Here is an 18722-nt window from a genome sequence, read left to right as displayed (position 1 = left end):
TCGCAACCGCGACACACGGGGGTCCGCGCACGCGGAATCGACCGTGCTCGTCGGCTTGGGGCGTCGGCGTGCCGCTGACGTAGGCTTCCCTGCGTGAGCGAACCGGTTGACCCTGCTGTTGAGAACTCGAATGGGGACGCCGTCGTGGAGATCTCCACCGACGGCGCGTGCCTCGGCAATCCCGGACCGGGTGGATGGGGCGCGGTGCTGCGCTACAAGGACAAGGAGAAGCGGATCTCCGGTTCCGATCCCGACACGACGAACAACAAGATGGAGCTGACGGCCGCGATCGAGGGGCTGGCAGCGCTGACCCGTCCGTCGCGCGTGATCATCTACACCGACTCGACCTACGTGCGCAACGGCATCACCAAGTGGGTGGCCGGCTGGCAGGCCAACGGTTGGAAGACCAAGGACAAGAAGCCGGTGAAGAACGCCGACCTGTGGCGCCGCCTCATCGAGGAGGAGAAGCGGCACCAGGTGGAGTGGCGCTGGGTCAAGGGCCACGCGGGAGACCACTTCAACGAGATCGCCGACGAGCTGGCGACCACCGCGGCGAGATCGGTCGCGTCGCGATGAGCGCCGTTCCCGTCGCGATCGCGCCGGAGCTCGACGAGCACCTGGTCGCGGCGGTGGAAGGGGCCGGCGGCAAGGTCGTCGGGCTCGACGAGGCGCGGGTGCTGGTGTGGATCGGCGTGCCCGCCGACTTCCCCGAGCTCGGTGACCACATCGAATGGGTCGCGCTGAAGTCCGCGGGCATCGAGGACTTCTTCGCCGCGGGCGTCCTCGACGACCGCCGGATCTGGACCAACGCGTCGGGCTTCTACGCCGAGAACGTCGCCGAGCACGCCCTGGCACTGCTGCTCGCCGGTCTACGGCAGATCAACACCGCGGTGGTGCGGCACTGGGACAAGGAACGGATCGACACGTCGGTGCGGACACTCCGCGGTGCGACGGTCGGGATCATCGGGGCCGGCGGCATCGGGGCATCGCTCGCCCCCCGGCTGAAGGCGTGCGGGGCGCGGGTCGTCGCGGTGAACCGGTCGGGACGCGAGGTGCCGGGCGCCGACGTCGTGCGCCGCTCGAGTGAGCTCGGCTCGCTGTGGGGTTCGTTCGACCACGTCGTGCTGGCCGCCCCGGCCACCGCGGAGACCCGGCACATGATCAATTCCGAAACCCTTGCGGCGCTGCCGGAGCACGCGTGGATCGTGAATGTCGCGCGTGGACCGCTGGTCGACGAGGAGGCGCTGCACCGGGCGCTGGTCGACGGCGTGATCGCCGGTGCGGCGCTCGACGTGACCGATCCCGAACCGCCGGCCGCGGACAATCCGCTGTGGTCGTTGCCGAACGTGATCATCACCCCGCACGTCGCCAACCCGGCGTCGGGGCTCACGCGGGAGTTCGCGCCGTGGCTCGCCGAGAACCTGCGTCGCTTCTCCGCGGGTGAGGAACTGTTGGCCCGGGTCGCTCCCGACCGCAACTACTGACCGGGACCGATTTCTAGAACACGTTCTCGTTTTCGGCGGGTTCGTGGCAAAGTCGGGGAGTGATTCTCGACAGATTCCGTATCGACGACCACGTCGCCGTCGTCACCGGTGCCGGTCGCGGGCTCGGCGCGGCGATCGCCGTCGCCTTCGCCGAGGCCGGGGCCGATGTGGTGATCGCGGCGCGCAGCGAATTCGATCTCGAGCAGGTGGCCGGACAGATCTCCGACGCCGGACGACGCGCCCACGTCGTCCCCGTGGACCTCGGCAACGCCGATGCCGCGGCCGCGCTCGCGCAGACCGCGGTCGAACAGTTCGGGCGCCTGGACGTCGTCGTGAACAACGTCGGCGGGGCGATGCCCCGGGCGCTGTTCGACACGACGCCGCAGCACCTGGTCGACGCGTTCTCCTTCAACGTGGCCAACGCGCATGCGCTGACCGTGGCCGGCGCGAAGCAGATGCTGGCGACGACGGGCGGGGGATCGGTCATCAACGTCACCTCCGCCGTCGGGCGCCTCCCGGGGCGCGCCTACGCGGCATATGGAACCGCGAAAGCCGCACTGGCGCACTACACGCGGATCGCCGCGATGGACCTCAACCCCAAGATCCGCGTGAACGGGATCGCCCCCGGCGCCATCCACACGTCGTCGCTCGAGATCGTCGCCGGCAACGACGAGATGCGGAGCGCGGTCGAGAAGGCCACCCCGATCCATCGGCTCGGTGAACCCCAGGACATCGCGGCCGCCGCACTCTACCTGGCGTCGCCGGCGGGTGCCTACGTGACGGGCAAGGTTCTCGAGGTCGACGGCGGGATCATCGCGCCGAACCTCGATCTGCCGATCCCGGATCTGTAGGGCCGGCGGCTACGGCCGGACGTTGCGGGCGGTCAGCTCGGGTGGGTCGGTGCCCGCCTCCGCGTCGTCGAGGATGGTCCACTCCGGAACACCGGCCACCCGCCCGGCGAGGTGTCGTGGTTGTCGCGCAACCACTCTCGCCACTCGCCGATGGACTCGACGACGTGCTTCGGCGCATCCGGGTCGGCCATCTTCTCCACCCTGAGCAGGCGTGCCCGACCTCGGTAGAGTTGGGTGAGTGAACAGCGTCCTCGATTTCGCCGCCGATTACTGGTGGTTGATCTTCCCCGTCGGTGGCGTCGTCGGTGGCTGGGCGGGTTCGGTCGCCAGATACAACGAGAAGCGGCGCAAGGACAAGATCGAGCTGGAGCGGATTCGGGCTGCGGCCCGGACCGAACAGCTGAAGCTGACGACCACGTCGGTCGCGCAGCTGCGCAAGACCTTGAAACAGCACGACGATCTGAACCGGCGGTGGTTCGCCTACGAACTCGATCTCGCGACGCTCATCGAGTATCCGCTGATGACCGACATGCGTGAGCCGCTCACGCTTGCTTTCCACCGTGCGCGGGTCCGGGCGGACGACCTGCGGCCCGAGGCGCCGGCGCCCGATGCGACGGACACGACGCTCTCGCCCGCGGAATTCGAGGAGTACCGCGAAGCGGTCGCGGAGTACGCCGCAGCGTTCGAGGCGGCCGAGCGTGAGGCGCGGCGTCGTAAGCAGGCGGCGTTCTCGCCGGTCGAACGCGAGGCCCTGGACCGGGCCCGCAAGCTGATCGGCGTCGCCTCGGACTCGGGTGCCACGCCGGCCGAGCGGCAGGCCGCCTACAAGAAGGCGCGCGCCGAGCTCGACGGTCTCATCGACGTGCCGCCGGCCGCGGCCGAGCGTCTGGAAGGTCAGATCGCCGGGGCGCTGGAGCGGGGCCACGGGGAGTGATCCGACGCCCCTCCGTCCGGTTGGGGTATGCGGTGTTGAGCAGGGGGGTAGAGCGCGAGTGCTGCCGGGGTACGTCGCGTAGGCCTCGCGAGCCCTGCCGGTCGCCTGCGCTGCTCGCACACCGGGCAGGGAGGCGGCGTGCGCTTCTCGTGCCGGGATGGCGAGTGGTTCGGGCGGTGAGGGGCTCAGCCCGCCTCGATCGCGCCCACGAACTGGCTCTGGTACAGCCGGTAGTATGCGCCGCGGGTGGCGAGGAGTTCGTCGTGGTTGCCCTGCTCGACGATGTGGCCGTCCTCCATCACGACGATCACGTCGGCGTCGCGCACCGTCGAAAGCCGGTGTGCGATCACGAAGCTCGTGCGGTCGGTGCGGAGGTTGGCCATCGCCTTCTGGATGAGCAGTTCGGTGCGGGTGTCGACCGAACTCGTGGCCTCGTCGAGGATGAGGATCGTCGGCTTGGCCAGGAACGCGCGCGCGATGGTGATGAGCTGGCGTTCGCCGGCGCTCACGCCGCCACCCTCCTCGTCGATGACGGTGTCGTAACCGTTCGGCAGCGTCCGCACGAAGTGGTCGACGTGGCTCATCCGGGCGGCTTCCATCACCTCCTCGCGGGAGGCGGTGGGGTCGCCGTAGGCGATGTTGTCGTAGATGGTCCCGCCGAACAACCACGAATCCTGCAGCACCATGCCGGTGCGCTCGCGCAGGTCGTCGCGGGTCATCTCCTTCGAGTTCACCCCGTCGAGGCGGATCTCGCCGGAGTCGACGTCGTAGAACCTCATGATGAGATTCACCAGCGTGGTCTTGCCGGCGCCGGTGGGACCGACGATCGCGACCATGTGTCCAGGCCGCGCGATGAGGTCGAGGTCCTCGATGAGCGGCTTGTCCTCGACGTATCGGAACGACACGTTCTCGAATTCGATGAGGCCGTTGTCGACGTCCGGCGTCTTCGGGTCGGCCGGGTCGGGGGTCTCCTCGTCGGCGTCGAGGATGTCGAAGATGCGCTCGGCCGACGCGACACCGCTCTGCATCAGGTTGATCATCGAGCCGATCTGGGTGAGCGGCTGGGTGAACTGACGCGAGTACTGGATGAACGCCTGCACCTCGCCGAGGCTCAGCGACCCGGACGCGACCCGCAGGCCGCCGACCACGGCGATCGCCACATAGTTCAGGTTCCCGAGGAACAGGATGGCGGGCATGATCGTCCCCGAGATGAACTGGGCCCGCCAACTCGACTGGTACAGCTTCTCGTTGCGCTCGTCGAAGGTGGTCTCGATCTCACGCTGGCGGCCGAACGCGGTCACCAGTTCGTGGCCCGTGAACGCCTCCTCCACCTGGGCGTTGAGCGCGCCCGTCGAGGCCCACTGTGCAGCGAAGTGCGGCTTGGAACGCTTCGCGATGACCGTCGTCGCGAGGATCGCGAGCGGGACGGTCGCGATCGCTATCAGGGCCAGCAGGGGGGAGATCAGCAGCATCATCACCAGCAGCGAGATCACGGTCAGCACCGAGTTCACGAACTGGGAGATGGTCTGCTGCATGCTCTGCGACAGGTTGTCGAGGTCGTTGGTGACGCGGCTGAGCAGCTCACCGCGCGGCATGGTGTCGTAGTACCGCAGCGGCAGGCGGTGGACCTTCTCCTCGACCCGGGCACGCAGATCGGCGATGGTCGCGACCACCACGATGTTGAGCAGGTAGGCCGCGAGCCAACCGAGGGCCGACGCGACGACGTAGATCAGCAACGTGATGAGCAGGACGCGTCCGACATCGCCGAAATCCACTCCGACGCCGGGGATCACGTCCATCGACGAGACCATGTCGGCGAAGGTGTCGTCGCCGCGCTCGCGGAGTGCGGCGACCGCCTCGTCCTTGGTCTGCCCGGCCGGGAGCATCCTGCCGATCACCCCGTCGAAGACGAGGTCGGTGGCGTGGCCGAGGATGCGTGGTGCGATGGCCAGCAGGATGACCGACCCGACGAGCGAGGCAAGGGTGACCGTCATCTGCCAGCGATAGGAACCGAGCTGGGCGACAAGGCGTTTGATCGACGGCCAGAACGAACGCGGTTTGGATTCCGGCCCGACGCCGGGCGCACCTGGGCGGGTCATGCGGTCTCCTCCACGGCGGCCTGGGACTCGGCGATCTCGGCGTAGGTCGGACAGGTCGCGAGCAGCTCGTCGTGCCGGCCGACGCCGACGATGCGGCCTTTGTCGAGGACGACGATCTGATCGGCGTCGACGATGGTCGAGATGCGTTGCGCCACCACGATCACGGCGGCCTCCCGGGTGGCCGGACGCAGCGCGGCACGCAGTTTGGCGTCGGTGGTGAGGTCGAGCGCGGAGAACGAGTCGTCGAACAGGTAGATCGCGGGCCTGCGGACGAGAGCACGGGCGATCGCGAGGCGCTGCCGCTGTCCGCCCGACACCGTCGTGCCGCCCTGCGCCACCTTGGTGTCCAGGCCGTCGGGCATCGCGGCGACGAACTCCTCGGCCTGTGCGATCCGCAGGGCCGCCCAGATCTCCTCGTCGGTGGCGTCGGACTTGCCGTGCAGGATGTTCGAGCGGATGGTGCCGGAGAACAGGTACGGGCGCTGCGGGACCAGACCGATCACGCCGCGCAACTCGTCGGGGTCGAGTCGTCGCACGTCGGTGCCGCCGACCTTCACCGCGCCGGCGGTGGCGTCGACGAGGCGGGGGACGAGACCCAGGAGCGTGGTCTTGCCCGAACCGGTCGACCCGACGACCGCCGTGGTGGTCCCGGGCGTGACGCGGAAGCTGATGCCCGCGAGCACGGGATCGTCGGCGCCGGGGTAGCGGAACTCGGCGTCGTCGAACTCCACCGTGCCCGGGTGCTCGGCGAACCCGATCGGCTCCGCAGGCGGATGCACCGACGTCTCGGTGTCGAGGACCTCCGTGATGCGTTCGGCGCAGACCGCCGCACGCGGCGCCATCATCGCCAAGAAGGACGCCATCATGACCGAGATCAGGATCTGCATGACGTAGGTGAGCAGCGCGGTGAGGGCGCCGATCTCGACCGTTCCCTCGGACACGGCGTGGCCGCCGAACCAGATCACCCCGACGATGGTCACGTTGGTGATCAGCATGACCGCGGGGAACACGATGGCCATGATCCGGCCGACCCGCAGCGAGGCGTCGGCGAGTTGGGCGTTGGCATGCGCGAACCGGCGTCGCTCGTGCTCCTCACGGACGAAGGCGCGGATCACCCGGATGCCGGTGATCTGTTCGCGCAGAACACGGTTCACCGCGTCGATACGCTCCTGCATCGAGCGGAAACCCGGGATCATCCGCGCGATGAGGATCGCCATCGTCACACCGAGGAACGGCACCGCGATCGCGATCACCCACCACAGCGCGGGCGCCTCGAGGATGCCCATGACGGTGCCGCCGATGCACATGATGGGCGCCATCACGAGGATTCCCGTGCCCATCACGATCAGCATCTGCACCTGCTGGACGTCGTTGGTGGTGCGGGTGATCAGCGACGGTGCGCCGAACGTGCCGACCTCGCGGGCGGAGAACGAGTTCACCCGGTGCAGGAGGTCGCCACGGATGTCGCGCCCGACGCCGAGCGCGGCGCGCGAGCCGAAGAACTGCGCCACGATCGTGACGGCGATCTGCACCAGCGCCACCAGCAGCATCCAGCCGCCGGTCCGCATGATGTAGTCGGTGTCCCCGGTGGCGACGCCGTTGTCGATGATGTCGGCGTTGAGGCTCGGCAGGTAGAGCATCGCCATGGTCGCCACGAACTGCAACACCACGACCAGCACGACGTTGACGCGATACCGCGGCAGGTATCGGCGGATGAGTTGGGTCAGCATGCGCGTGGGCCGACTGTCACTGCGATCACCCGAGACAGACTAGTTGCCCCGGCGAAGCGCGCGGTCGTGGCAGTCTGCCCGTCAATTGCCGATGAGCGCGACGGCGGCCTCGGCGGTGTGTGTGAGGAAGGTGAACGACTCCTGGAAGTAGAGGTTCACCACGTCGGCGTCGTGCGAGTCGTAGCCGATCGACACGTCCTGGCCGATGGTCAGTTCGAAGTCGCCGCCGCGGGTGCTCAGCACGAACGCGCCGCGGATCGCGGGCGCCCACACGATGTCGCCGGTCACCAGGCGCTGGATGTGATCGCGGATCGGGTAGCCGTGATTGGACGTCTCGTTGACCTGCGTGAACACCTCCGCCGACATGGCCACCGCGTACGGGCCGTCGATCGAGGCCAGCCGCAGGGTGGAGATGGCCTGGCTGACGGCCTCGGGGTAGTCGCGGACGTCGGCGGGCAGCTGGATCGGCGCGGCCGACGCCTCCGCGCGGATGCCGGTGATCGATGCGGCGGCGTACCCCTCGAAGATCGCGCGGTCCTCGGCGAGCGCGAGCTGGCGGGCGGCCTCGACGACCGGGTCCCAGTCGGCGTCCTTGGCGCCGCGGTCGACGTCGTCGATCGCCTCCCGGGAGACGGTGAACGGCACCTTCAGCTCGACGAGCGACTGCGTGCGGCGGATGTAGGCCTGGATGCCCTGGGCAGGGGAGTCGATCTTGCTGCGATGGCCGAGGGTGACGGACGCGGCGTCGACACCGAGCGGGCCGGTGACGTCGACGAGCCGGCGGCCCGCGATGTTCCGCTTGAAGGACCGGCTGGCCTCCTCCTCGATCTCGGCCCACGCCGCATCGGAGATGGGAGCGAGCTCGCGGTGCAGGTTGTTCATGGTGCCTCCTGATGCGTGGATCTGAGCGTGGGTCGGGCGATGGGTGTCTGGCGGAGGGACCCGATACCGAGGGAACCGTCGGACGGTCGCGGCCGGGCCTCCTCGGTCGGGGTCGCCTGCGCGCCGGGTGCGGGCGGCAGGTCTTCGAGGAAGTCGATGGTCGGGGTGAAGAACTGGGCGCCGGTCACGGCGGTGGTGAAGTCGAGCAGGCGGTCGTGATTGCCGGGCGGGTCGCCGATGAACATCTTCCGTAGCATCTCCTCGGTGACCTCGGGTCCTGCCGAGTAGGCGATGTAGAAGGTGCCCGCCTCGCCGCTGCCGGAGACGTCGCCGTAGGGCATGTTGTCGCGGACGACGTCGATCTCCTCGCCGTTCTCGTCCTCCACCTTGTTGAGGGCGATGTGCGAGTTCGACGGCTTCACGTCGTCGGCCATCTCGACGTTGTCGAGTTTGGTGCGGCCGATCGCGGCCTCCTGCTCGGCGGTGCTCAGCGCGTTCCACGCGGCCAGGTCGTGGACGTAGCGCTGGATCGCGACGTAACTGCCGCCGGCGAAGTCGGGGTCCTCGTCGCCGACGGTGATCGCGTCGACCGCGGCCTGCCCGACCGGGTTCTCGGTGCCGTCGACGAAGCCGATGAGGTCACGCAGGTCGAAGTAGCGGAACCCGTGTACCTCGTCGACGACGGTCACCGCGTCGCCGAGCGCGTCGGTGATCAGGCGGCCGAGTTCGAAGCAGAGGTCCATCTGGTCGGACTTGATGTGGACGAGCAGATCCGCCGGCGTCGCCGGGGCGGTGTGCACCTCGCCCACGTAGGGCACGAACGGGCGCAGCGACCGAGGGCGCGGGCCGCTGAACAACCGGTCCCAGGCGTCGGAGCCGATGGACACGATCCCCGCCAGCGCCGCCTCCGGGGCGCGCGAGGACACCGAGTTGTTCAGGCCCGGGATCTGCTCCAACACATCACGAACCGCGTCCTCGCCACCGTCGTTGATGGTGAGGACGAGAAAGATCGCCGACTTCGTCTTGCGGGTCAGGATCGTCTGGGGCACGGGCACGCCATCACCTTATCCGACGCGTGCAACCGGTGGGGTGACACATCGGGACTCAAAAAGTAGGTGAGGCAATCCTTTTCATCACCCGATCGGCAGTGGCATCCGGGGGACGCCCGCGCAGGGATCAGCTGCGTGCGACGGCCCTTCCCGCCGCACGGCCGGAGAATATGCACCCGCCCAGGAACGTACCCTCGAGCGCGTTGTAACCGTGTACGCCACCGCCGCCGAATCCGGCCACCTCGCCGGCGGCGAACAGGCCGTCGAAGGCCGTGCCGTCGGGATGCAGTACCTGCGAGTCGAGATTGGTCTCCAGTCCGCCGAGCGTCTTGCGGGTGAGGACATTGAGCCGCACCGCGATCAGCGGGCCGTGCGCGGGATCGAGGATCCGGTGCGGCTTGGCCACGCGAATGAGCTTGTCGCCGACGAACTGTCGCGCGTTGTTGATCGCCATCAGCTGCGCGTCCTTGGAGAACTTGTTGTCCACCTCGGCGTCACGGGCGGAGATGACGCGTTCGATGGCGGCGAGATCGAGTTCCGGACCGCGCGCGAGCTTGTTCATCCCGGCGACGAGCTCGGGGAGGTTGTCGGCCACGACGAAGTCGATGCCGTTGCGCAGGAAGGCCTCCACCGGGCCGGGCGCGCCCTTGGCGAGGCGGCTCTTCGCCATGAACCTCACGTCCTTGGAAGTGATGTCCGGGTTCTGCTCCGAACCCGATAGCATGAACTCCTTCTCGACGATGGTCTGCGTCAGGATGAACCACGAGTAGTCGTATCCCGTGGACAGGATCGCCTTCATCGTCGAGTTCGTGTCGAAGCCGGGGAAGTTCGGCGGCGCGAGCCGGTTGCCGTTGGCGTCGAGCCACAGCGACGACGGGCCGGGGATGATTCGGATCGCGTGATCCGGCCAGATCGGATCCCAGTTGTGGATTCCCTCGGTGTAGTGCCACATGCGATCGCGGTTGACGATGCTCGCACCGGCCTCCTCGCTGATCGCCAGCATGCGGCCGTCGACGTGCGCGGGCACGCCGGCGATCATCGTCTTCGGGGCCGGACCCAGCCGGTCCACCGGCCAGTTCTTGCGGATCAGGTCGAAGTTGTGTCCGATCCCGCCCGACGTGACGATCACCGCGCCGGCACGGATCTCGAAGTCGCCGACCACATCTCGGATCGACGCCTGGCCGCGCGGAAGATCGGTGGGCGCGAGCGTCGCGCCACGTACGCCCACGGCGGCACCGTTCTCGACGACCAGCTCGTCGACCCGATGCCGGAACCGGAACTCCACCAGTCCCTGCTTCTCGTATTCGAGGACCGGCTCGGCGAACACCCGCACCACCTCCGGGCCGGTGCCCCAGGTGAGGTGGAAACGTGGCACGGAATTGCCGTGACCGTCGGCGAAACCACCGCCGCGCTCGGCCCAGCCGACGACCGGTGTGATGCGCAGGCCGAGGTCGTGTAGGTACTGGCGCTTCTCGGTCGCCGCGAAGTCGACGTAGGCGCGGGCCCACTGCCGCGGCCAGTAGTCCTCGTCGTCGCGGTCGAAACCGGCCGAACCCATCCAGTCCTGCAGCGCGAGCTCGGCGGAGTCGTGGATGCCCAGCCGGCGCTGCTCCGGGGTGTCGACCATGAACAGCCCGCCCAGCGACCAGAAGGCCTGTCCGCCAAGGTTGTTGCGATTCTCCTGGTCGACGACGACCACGCGTCGGCCGGCCTTGGCGAGCTCGTGGGTTGCGACCAGACCGGCCAGCCCCGCCCCGACCACCACCGCATCGGCCACCTGCTTCGTCACGACAACTCCTCACCGCGTCGACCTGGTCCGGCTGTGAGGCCGGACACGTGAACCACCAGACGACATTAGCCCTGCGTCACAGCACGATGTCGGCGTACCTGTGGAACCACGGCACCGCTTCTTCGAGAGACGCCGCGAGTGCCAGCAGATCCCCGTCGGCGCCGAGCCGTCCCACGAACTGCACGCCCAGTGGAAGGCCGTCGGCGGTCCAGTGCAGCGGCACGCTGATGGCCGGGCGGCCGGTCAGGTTCGCCAGCTGCGTGTAGGGGACCCAGCCGAGGTTCTCCTCGATCAGCTGTTCGACGAGCCCCATCCGCGACATCACCCGCCCCACCCTCGCCTTGGCTGCGAGGCGTGCCGCCTGCTGCAGCAGCGGCGGCGTGGTCATGGACCCGATCGCCGGTGGAGGGGTCGCGAGCGTGGGGGTCATCAGCAGGTCGTGGGATCGGTGGAAGCGCTCGAGGGCGAGGACGTGGTCGTTGACCTCGTCGAGCGCCCGGAACAGTGGGACCACGCCCGCCGCGCGGCCGATCTCGGCGAGCGCGAGGGTGTCGGCCTCGAGGTCGGAGTCGCCGGCGCCGGTCCGTCGTCGTGCCTCGTCCACCTGGGCGGCCGCCTTGGCGAACCAGATCTCCAGGAAGTCGCGGGCGAGTCGGGCGTCGTCGTGCGGCGGCTCCACCTCTTCCACGTGGTGGCCCAGCTCGGCGAGCACGGTCGCGGCGTGTTCGACGGCGGCGACCGCCTCGGGATGCGGCGCCGGGTTGATGGCCGACCTGGTGGTGTAGCCGATCCGCAGCAGGCGCGGGGGTGTCTTGATGCGGGTGGAGAAGGTCTCGGTGTGCAGCGGGGTGGGGTAGGTGGCCGCCGCGGTCGGGCCGATGATCGCGTCGTAGAGAGCCGCGGCGTCGCGCACGGTGCGGGTCACCACGCCTTCGACGCCCATCCCGAAGAGCGGCTCGCCGACCTGCGGCCCGAAGGGCATCAGTCCCCGGGACGCCTTCAACCCGACCAGGCCGGTGCAGGCGGCCGGGATGCGGATCGAACCGCCGCCGTCGTTGGCGCCCGCGGCGGGCACGATCCCGGCGGCGACCGCGGCGGCGCTCCCGCCCGACGACCCGCCGGGGGTCACGCGGGGGTTCCACGGGTTGCGGGTAGGTCCCCACAGTGCGGACTCGGTGATCGCCTTCGCCCCGAACTCCGGGGTCGCGGTCTTGCCGAAGATCACCAGTCCCGCGTCGAGGAAACGCTCGACCACCGCCGCGTGGGAGGGCGAGACGAGTCTCCGGTAGGCGCGGCAGCCGCGGGTCGTCGGATACCCGCGGTAGTCCTGTGCCAGGTCCTTGATGAGGAACGGGACCCCGGCGAACGGCCCGTGCAGTTCGCCGGACGCCCGACGGTCGGCCTCGGCGTCCATCGGGATGACGATCGCGTTCAGCTTCGGGTTGACGGCGGCGGCGCGGGTGCGCGCGAGGTCGAGCAGTTCGGCCGGCGTCACGTCGCCGGACGCGACCAGCCCGGCCAGGGCCGTCGCGTCGCTGTGCAGGTACTCGCCCATGTCCACGCACCGAACCCTAGTGAGTGGGACCGCGGTGCGGAACGGTTCGGGCCCGGTGAGACCGGGTGGGGTATCACGGCGGGCACCCAATCCCGTAACGGCGGTATCGCGGGATTCCCGGGGCGTATGAGGCGGATGGGAGGTTCGGGTGTCCCGTTTGACTCATATGGGCTGTTCACGGTTTCACAGGTGTGATGCGCGCCACCGGAAAGTCGGATCACGGTCACCGGTCCGGCCTTTGCCGGGGCGTTATCGTGCCGTTACACTTCTCGACGACGGGTACCGCCCGCGTGGGGGATCAATACAATTCCCCTTCGTACCGACTCCCGTGCAGTTGCCGCGGTAGAGCTGATCGCGCTCTGTACGCAGGACGAAGTACCCGATTTCAGGCAAGACCCGAACAGCGGCCGTGAACAGGCCGTGCGGATCCACAAAGGAAAACTGACGAATGCTGACTCGCGCCCGTAAGCGCCTCGTCGCCGGACTCGCCGCTCTCGTGGCCGTGTCAGGCGCCACGTTGGTCGCCGCTCCGCCGGAGGCCTCTGCCGCCAACGGTTGCAATGTCGAGTATGTCCGCTCGAACGCCATGAACCGCTCGGTGCCGGTGTGCATCGTGAACGGCGGTGGCAGCGGACCGAAGCCGACGCTGTACCTCCTCGACGGTCTTCGCGCGCCGAACAACAACAGCGGCTGGCTGATCAACACCGACGTCGCCCGCTGGATGAACGGCAAGGGCGCGAACGTCGCGATCCCGTTCGGTGGCGGCGGCAGCTTCTACACCGACTGGGTCGCCCCGGACCCCAAGCTGGGCGTCAACAAGTGGGAGACCTTCCTGACCCGCGAGCTGCCGCGCTACATGGCTGCTCGCCACGGCAGCGACAACCGCCGCAACGGCATCGCCGGCCTGTCGATGTCGGGCACCTCGGCGCTGAACCTCGCTTCGCGCCACCCGGGCTTCTACCAGGCGGTCGCCTCGTACAGCGGCTACCCGACGGTCACCATGCCGGGCTTCACGCAGGGCATCATGGCGTCGGTCGCCGAGATGGGCGGCAACCCGTTCAACATGTGGGGCATCTACCCCGCCGGTGCCTGGTTCCAGAACGACCCGTTCCTGAGCGCCAACAACCTGGCGAACCACTACGTGTACGTCTCCTCGGGTAGCGGTGTCGGCTCCAAGTACGACTCGTCGGTCAACCCGACCAGCGCCAACTTCGACCCGGTCAAGTTCGCGCAGATGATCCCGCTCGAGGTCGCCGCCTCGACCAGCTCGCAGCTGTACATCGGCCGCCTCGCGCTCGTCCCGGGCGTCAAGCTCACCACCCGGATCACCCCGGACGGTGCGCACTGGTGGGACTACTGGCAGAACACCTTCAAGGAGTCGTGGAACAAGACCTTCCGCCCGGCCTTCTGGTGAACCGGGTGAGCGGTCTCGACGCTCTCTGAACACACACGGCAAGGGCCGGTGACCTTCGGGTCACCGGCCCTTGCCGTGTGTGGTGATCTGGCCTGCGTGCCCGCAGGCCGGTGTGGGCTCCCGGCAGGCACCGCACCGGCACGGTAGCCACTGCACACGGGATCGCGGTGGTTTCGTCGTCCCGGGGCGGGAGTGCAGGCGAGATGTTCGGGGCCGGGTACTCCCCTGGCGCGTGGCCGGGGCGCCCGCCTCGTGCGGCTGCCGGTCGGCGGACCCAGAAAGGGGAGCGTGGGACGGCCGCCCGGGGCCACACACGGGCATGGGGACCCGCAGGCTCGGAAAACACCGCGGGCGCACCCGGTCGGAAACCGGATGCGCCCGCGGCGGTCGCCTGTCGCCCGGACTACTCGGTCGGCGGCTTGCGGAAGGTGCGCGTCGCCGAGTCGTCGGCGGGCGGCTGGTCCTCGACCCTCGGGATCTGCTCGGTCGGACGCTCCCACGGGTTGGCGCTGGGTGCGGCCGGCGGGACGTCCTCCTTGGTCAGGCTGGTCGTCCGGGGCTCGAACGCGGACCGGTACCCGGCCGGGGCGGCGGTGTCCGCAGGCGGGACATCGGTACCGGGTCCCTCGGCCATCGCGGTGTCGTCACGACGACCGCGGAAGAACAGCAACGCTGCCAGGATCAGCAGGATCGCACCGACGATGCCGAGGATCAGCGGCGTCCAGAAGCCACCGACCTTCAGCAGGTTCAGGTAGTGCTTGGCCTTGTCGGACTGGTTGGCCACCGTCTCGTCGGTCCACTGGAAGGTGCCCTTCAGCGCGTCCATACGGAACTCGCGTACCGGTTCGGGGGTCGCATCGCTCTGGTCGGGCGACTTGAAGTACTGGTGCTGGTCCTCACGGCCGTCGACGATGGTGCCGGTGACCGGCTCGACCCACACGTGCCGGGTGGCCGAGGCGTAGCGGTGCATCGTGATCGGATCGTCCGGGCGGATGCCACGGCCGGTGATGCCCCACCACTTGGCGGGCATGGTCAGCATGGTGCCGAGTGCGGCCTCGCCCTGCGCGTTCGGCAGGTTCGACAGATCGGTCTCCGGGACGTCGCAGGCGAAGTGGTAGGTCTTCACACCGTCGATCGTCTCCTCGCCCTGGAACTTCGCCGCGCAGTCCTGGCGGGTGTTCAGGTCGTAGTACGCGTAGTCGCGCTTCTGGACGTCGAAGCCGAACTTGTACTGGAAGCCGGTGCGGTTGTCGATCGGAACCGACACGTCGTTGACGTTGCCGCCCTCGGGCACCGCCTCGAGCTGCAGCGAGCTGACGGCCCCGTTGGGGACCGAGGTCTTGCGATTCACGGAGACGCGGTCGATGGTCGCGGTGAGCAGACCGTCCGAACAGGTGCGGGTCTCGCCGGCCGCTGCGAAGCTCGGCTCGGTCTCCTGGCCGTCGGCGTCGCGGATGCGGTCGATGCGGACGGTCTGCGCCGACTGCACGGTCGCCTGGCGGCTGTCCGACGGCTCGACGATGACCGAGCGTCGCTGCTGGGTCAGGTGCGCCTCGAGCGTGCGGGCACGGTCCTCCGACACCGAGCAGCGGTCGAAGATCACCGCCGGGAACCGGTCACCCGCCGCCCCTTCCGGCGACACGGTCTCGGCATCGGAGGTGATGTCCAGGTCCAGTGGCACCACCTTCAGTTGCGGCACCAGATAAAGGGGTATGGCGATGGCGGCCGCGACGAACGCCGCGCCGAAGAATGCCAGCAGCGCCGGCACGAAACGTCTCATGTGTGACTCCTGTGAATCAGCAGCTAATCGCTCCCACCCTAGCTGGCATCAGGTGTCGAGTACTGGCCAGTACGTGCGACATGCCGAGACACGTCGCACGCACTCAGCTGAGCTGGGCCCGATCGGCGCGACGGTCGCGTTCGGCCTCCTTGAGGATGCCCGCCATGTAGGCGTAGATCTCCCTGTCCGACATGGCTTTCCATCGCGGAGCGAGGAGCTTCATGTATTTCTCGACGTAGAGGAGCTGTTTGCCCACGAGAACGAGCTCGCGTGGCAGTCGGGCGTCGTGGGCCTTGGCGACCGCGGCGAGCTGCCGGCCGAGATCGGTGTAGGACATCGATCCCAGATCAGTGGTGGACAGCGGGGTGGTGACCTTCTTGATGTCCTCGGCGCCCTTGGCCGTCGAGCCCGGCTTGTGGACGGCGCCGAGCAGGAAGATCGCCCGGCCCGCGGACTCGTAGTCGCCGCGGACGATGAGGTCGACGACGAGCTGGCGCAGGATGCGCCGGGTGCGCGGGGTGAACCGTCCGACGATGCCGAAGTCGAGCAGGACCAGCTTGCCCTCGTCGTCGACGAGGACGTTGCCCGCGTGCAGGTCGCCGTGGAAGAGGCCACCGTGGAAGGCGGAGTCGAGCAGCGACAGCAGGAGATTGCGGCACAGGGCGACGCCGTCGTGGCCGGCCTTGCGGACCGCCTTCACATCGTCGATGCGGATCGCATGGATGCGCTCCATGGTGAGCACCCGGGGCGTCGTGAGCTCGTCGTAGACGTGCGGGACGCGCACGCGATCGCCGAAGGGGCCGGGCTGTAGGCACTCGAACCACTCGCGCATGGTGTCGGCCTCGTTGCGGAAGTCGAGTTCGGCGTCGAGACCGCTGGCGAAATCCTCGACGACGTGCCGGGCGCTGAGCATCCGGCCGTACTCGCTCAGCTCGACGAGTCCGGCGAGCCGCTCGAGTATCGCGACATCGGGCGCGAGCCGATCGGCGATCCCGGGCCGCTGGATCTTGACCACGACCTCCTCGCCGGTGCGCAGGGTCGCGGTGTGGACCTGGGCGATCGACGCCGAGGCGATCGGCACGGGGTCGAACTCGGCGAACACATCTTCGGGGGTGCGGCCCAATTCGTCGGTGAACTGCTGTCGGATCCGGGCGGGATCCGCGGGCTTCACCCGGTCGAGGAGGGTCTCGAACTCCGACGACAGCGCCTCGGAGAAGACGCCGGGACTCGACGCGATGAGCTGTCCCAGCTTGACGTAGGTGGGACCGAGGTGCTCGAAGGTGTCGCGCAGTTCGTGTGCGGCGCGCGACGCACTGGGCGCGCGTCCGCGGAGGGCGTCGCCTGCTGTGTGGAGGACGAACCGGCCGAGGCCCGCGGCCGCGTGAGCCGTCGTCGCCCCGAATCGCGCGAGTTCGGCGAGGGGCGACACCGGATGCAGCTGCGCGCGTCGACCGTCGTCGACGGAGCTGTGGATAGTCACCGTCGGCCATTGTAACGATCGGCGCAATCCGTTCCGGCGTCCCGAGCGACGTGGTGTGACATCGGGTTCGTCCGATGGCGGCGGGCCGGTGGGCACCGGCAGACTTGAACAATGCGCGGACACGCATACGTCCGCGTGGATCCGCCCCCGGACGACCAGCCCCCGAAGGAGCCTCAATGCCCACCACGGTCAATGCCTACATCGCCACGGCAGCTGATCGGCCCCTCGAACCGACGACCATCGAACGGCGGGACCCGGGACCACACGACGTCGTCATCGACATCGCCTACGCCGGGATCTGCCACTCCGACATCCACACGGTCCGCAACGAGTGGGGTGGCACGCGCTACCCGGTGGTCCCCGGTCACGAGATCGCCGGAACCGTCTCCGCCGTCGGCGACGAGGTCACGAAGTACCGGGTCGGAGACCGGGTCGGTGTCGGCTGCTTCGTCGACTCCTGCCGCGAATGCGAACAGTGCCGACTCGGCGAGGAGCAGTACTGCGCCCGCGGGAACATCGGGACCTACAACGCGATCGGCCGCGACGGGAAGCCCACTCACGGTGGTTATTCGAAGGCGATCGTCGTCGACGAGAACTATGTCTGCCGAATCCCGGACAACCTGCCGCTGGACGTCGCGGCCCCGCTGCTGTGCGCCGGCATCACCCTCTACTCGCCGCTGCGGAACTGGGACGCGGGCCCCGGCAAGAAGGTCGCCATCATCGGGCTCGGCGGTCTCGGCCACGTCGGGGTGAAGATCGCGCACGCGCTCGGTGCCGAGGTCACCGTGCTGTCGCAGTCGCTGAAGAAGATGGAGGACGGCCTGCGCCTCGGCGCCGACCACTACTACGCGACGAGCGACCCGCAGACCTTCCGCGACCTGCGCGAACACTTCGACCTGATCCTGAACACGGTGTCGGCGAACCTCGACATGGGCAAGTATCTCAACCTGCTGAAGGTCGACGGGACGCTGGTCGAGCTCGGTCTGCCGGAGCATCCGATCGAGGTCCCGGGCGGTCCGCTGGTCTTCAAGCGCCGCAGTTTCGCCGGTTCGCTGATCGGTGGCATCGCACAGACCCAGGAGATGCTCGACTTCTGTGGTGAGCACGGCATCGGCGCCGAGATCGAGGTGATCTCCGCCGACCGGATCAACGAGGCCTACGACCGCGTGGTCGCCTCGGATGTGCGGTACCGCTTCGTGATCGACACGTCAACGCTCTGACGGCGGACTGCGCGGATCGTCGATCCGCGCAGGCGGGACGTGAGCCGCGCGGCAGCCCGTGGCGGGTTGCCGCGCCTTCGGTGTGCTCGCCGCCGAGCTCCGGATGGCGCCGGTGGGTCCTCAGACGATCATGATGATGAGTCCGACGATGATCACCACCATCGCGATGATGAGCAGGCCCACGCCGGCCAGCGCGCCGACGCCGCCGGCGGGAAAGCGTTTGGTCCGTTCGGGCTGGTCGTGGGAGAGGCCGGAGGTCTGCGGGGAGTCCGGTGGGGTGTCACCCGGCGCGACACCGCCACCGGGTTCGAGGTCGGGGGTCTGTGCGGGGGTCGGGTCCACCGACCGCGGTTGTTCGTGTGACATGGGCGACGGGTACCCACAGGTGCCGGGCACTACACGGCGCGGAGTGGTCTGTTGCGGCCTCGTCTCGGTGTTCGGGTGCGCCGTGTTTG

The 18722-nt window shown here is 68.7% G+C and carries 16 protein-coding genes; 6 read left to right on the top strand and 10 right to left on the bottom strand.

Going from position 1 to position 18722, the window contains the following annotated elements:
- Positions 1 to 93 precede the first annotated feature (93 nt).
- The 3 genes from rnhA to ABFT43_RS16055 are packed head-to-tail and all read left to right on the top strand — an operon-like array spanning position 94 to position 2335.
- A complete protein-coding gene (gene rnhA / locus ABFT43_RS16065; RefSeq protein WP_347961332.1) occupies positions 94 to 576 on the top strand; it encodes a ribonuclease HI in 483 nt (160 codons plus the stop codon).
- The gene (locus ABFT43_RS16060) at positions 573 to 1484 is read left to right on the top strand and encodes a D-isomer specific 2-hydroxyacid dehydrogenase family protein (protein WP_347961331.1); all 912 of its coding nucleotides are present in this window, start codon (positions 573 to 575) and stop codon (positions 1482 to 1484) included. Before rnhA ends, ABFT43_RS16060 begins: the two co-directional genes overlap by 4 nt.
- A 59-nt stretch (positions 1485 to 1543) precedes the next feature.
- Positions 1544 to 2335: an SDR family oxidoreductase gene (locus tag ABFT43_RS16055; RefSeq protein WP_347961330.1), complete on the top strand. Its 792-nt coding sequence runs from the start codon at positions 1544 to 1546 to the stop codon at positions 2333 to 2335.
- Positions 2336 to 2344: 9 nt separating this feature from the next.
- On the opposite strand, the gene ABFT43_RS16050 is transcribed toward ABFT43_RS16055, so the two are convergent.
- Positions 2345 to 2479: a hypothetical protein gene (locus tag ABFT43_RS16050; RefSeq protein ID WP_347961329.1), complete on the bottom strand. Its 135-nt coding sequence runs from the start codon at positions 2477 to 2479 to the stop codon at positions 2345 to 2347.
- A 94-nt stretch (positions 2480 to 2573) separates the two neighbouring features.
- Here ABFT43_RS16050 and ABFT43_RS16045 point away from each other — a divergent pair, with 94 nt between their 5' ends.
- The gene (locus tag ABFT43_RS16045; protein ID WP_347961328.1) at positions 2574 to 3269 is read left to right on the top strand and encodes a hypothetical protein; all 696 of its coding nucleotides are present in this window, start codon (positions 2574 to 2576) and stop codon (positions 3267 to 3269) included.
- A 185-nt stretch (positions 3270 to 3454) separates the two neighbouring features.
- On the opposite strand, the gene ABFT43_RS16040 is transcribed toward ABFT43_RS16045, so the two are convergent.
- The 6 genes from ABFT43_RS16040 to ABFT43_RS16015 form a co-directional block, all read right to left on the bottom strand.
- Positions 3455 to 5368 (bottom strand): ABC transporter ATP-binding protein, encoded by a 1914-nt coding sequence (locus ABFT43_RS16040; RefSeq protein WP_347961327.1) that lies wholly within the window; start codon positions 5366 to 5368, stop codon positions 3455 to 3457.
- Positions 5365 to 7098: an ABC transporter ATP-binding protein gene (locus ABFT43_RS16035; protein WP_347961326.1), complete on the bottom strand. Its 1734-nt coding sequence runs from the start codon at positions 7096 to 7098 to the stop codon at positions 5365 to 5367. Before ABFT43_RS16035 ends, ABFT43_RS16040 begins: the two co-directional genes overlap by 4 nt.
- An 81-nt stretch (positions 7099 to 7179) precedes the next feature.
- Positions 7180 to 7980: a family 1 encapsulin nanocompartment shell protein gene (locus tag ABFT43_RS16030; protein ID WP_347961325.1), complete on the bottom strand. Its 801-nt coding sequence runs from the start codon at positions 7978 to 7980 to the stop codon at positions 7180 to 7182.
- Positions 7977 to 9035, bottom strand: a complete 1059-nt coding sequence (locus tag ABFT43_RS16025; protein WP_347961324.1) for a Dyp-type peroxidase — start codon at positions 9033 to 9035, stop codon at positions 7977 to 7979. Before ABFT43_RS16025 ends, ABFT43_RS16030 begins: the two co-directional genes overlap by 4 nt.
- A gap of 121 nt (positions 9036 to 9156) precedes the next feature.
- Entirely contained in the window at positions 9157 to 10818 is a 1662-nt protein-coding gene (locus ABFT43_RS16020) for an FAD-binding dehydrogenase (protein ID WP_347961323.1), read from the bottom strand.
- A 76-nt stretch (positions 10819 to 10894) separates the two neighbouring features.
- On the bottom strand, positions 10895 to 12373 hold the full coding sequence (locus ABFT43_RS16015; protein WP_347961493.1) for an amidase: 1479 nt from the start codon (positions 12371 to 12373) through the stop codon (positions 10895 to 10897).
- Positions 12374 to 12821: 448 nt separating this feature from the next.
- Between ABFT43_RS16015 and ABFT43_RS16010 the strand changes: the two genes are divergently transcribed.
- Positions 12822 to 13787 (top strand): alpha/beta hydrolase, encoded by a 966-nt coding sequence (locus ABFT43_RS16010; RefSeq protein ID WP_347961322.1) that lies wholly within the window; start codon positions 12822 to 12824, stop codon positions 13785 to 13787.
- Between the two features lie 403 nt (positions 13788 to 14190).
- On the opposite strand, the gene ABFT43_RS16005 is transcribed toward ABFT43_RS16010, so the two are convergent.
- Both ABFT43_RS16005 and ABFT43_RS16000 read right to left on the bottom strand, forming a co-directional pair.
- Entirely contained in the window at positions 14191 to 15567 is a 1377-nt protein-coding gene (locus ABFT43_RS16005) for a DUF3068 domain-containing protein (RefSeq protein ID WP_347961321.1), read from the bottom strand.
- A gap of 103 nt (positions 15568 to 15670) precedes the next feature.
- Positions 15671 to 17047, bottom strand: coding sequence for an ABC1 kinase family protein (locus tag ABFT43_RS16000; protein ID WP_347961320.1), 1377 nt, complete (start codon positions 17045 to 17047; stop codon positions 15671 to 15673).
- 176 nt (positions 17048 to 17223) lie between these two features.
- Between ABFT43_RS16000 and ABFT43_RS15995 the strand changes: the two genes are divergently transcribed.
- Positions 17224 to 18267, top strand: coding sequence for an NAD(P)-dependent alcohol dehydrogenase (locus tag ABFT43_RS15995; protein ID WP_347961319.1), 1044 nt, complete (start codon positions 17224 to 17226; stop codon positions 18265 to 18267).
- 120 nt (positions 18268 to 18387) lie between these two features.
- Here the strand turns inward: ABFT43_RS15995 and ABFT43_RS15990 are convergent, their stop codons facing one another.
- Complete coding sequence (locus ABFT43_RS15990) at positions 18388 to 18633, bottom strand: DUF6480 family protein (RefSeq protein ID WP_347961318.1); 246 nt, start codon at positions 18631 to 18633, stop codon at positions 18388 to 18390.
- Positions 18634 to 18722: the final 89 nt, after the last annotated feature.

This window comes from Gordonia aurantiaca (assembly GCF_039939235.1).
Lineage (GTDB): Bacteria > Actinomycetota > Actinomycetes > Mycobacteriales > Mycobacteriaceae > Gordonia.
This window is presented reverse-complemented; position numbering and strand designations above follow the sequence as displayed.

Coding starts and splice junctions, on each gene's coding strand:
- ABFT43_RS16015 (WP_347961493.1), bottom strand. CDS start 12,373: ATGGGCGAGTACCTGCACAGCGACGCGACGGCCCTGGCCGGGCTGGTC.
- ABFT43_RS16030 (WP_347961325.1), bottom strand. CDS start 7,980: ATGAACAACCTGCACCGCGAGCTCGCTCCCATCTCCGATGCGGCGTGG.
- ABFT43_RS16035 (WP_347961326.1), bottom strand. CDS start 7,098: ATGCTGACCCAACTCATCCGCCGATACCTGCCGCGGTATCGCGTCAAC.
- ABFT43_RS16005 (WP_347961321.1), bottom strand. CDS start 15,567: ATGAGACGTTTCGTGCCGGCGCTGCTGGCATTCTTCGGCGCGGCGTTC.
- ABFT43_RS16060 (WP_347961331.1), top strand. CDS start 573: ATGAGCGCCGTTCCCGTCGCGATCGCGCCGGAGCTCGACGAGCACCTG.
- ABFT43_RS15990 (WP_347961318.1), bottom strand. CDS start 18,633: ATGTCACACGAACAACCGCGGTCGGTGGACCCGACCCCCGCACAGACC.
- ABFT43_RS16010 (WP_347961322.1), top strand. CDS start 12,822: ATGCTGACTCGCGCCCGTAAGCGCCTCGTCGCCGGACTCGCCGCTCTC.
- ABFT43_RS15995 (WP_347961319.1), top strand. CDS start 17,224: ATGCCCACCACGGTCAATGCCTACATCGCCACGGCAGCTGATCGGCCC.
- ABFT43_RS16040 (WP_347961327.1), bottom strand. CDS start 5,368: ATGACCCGCCCAGGTGCGCCCGGCGTCGGGCCGGAATCCAAACCGCGT.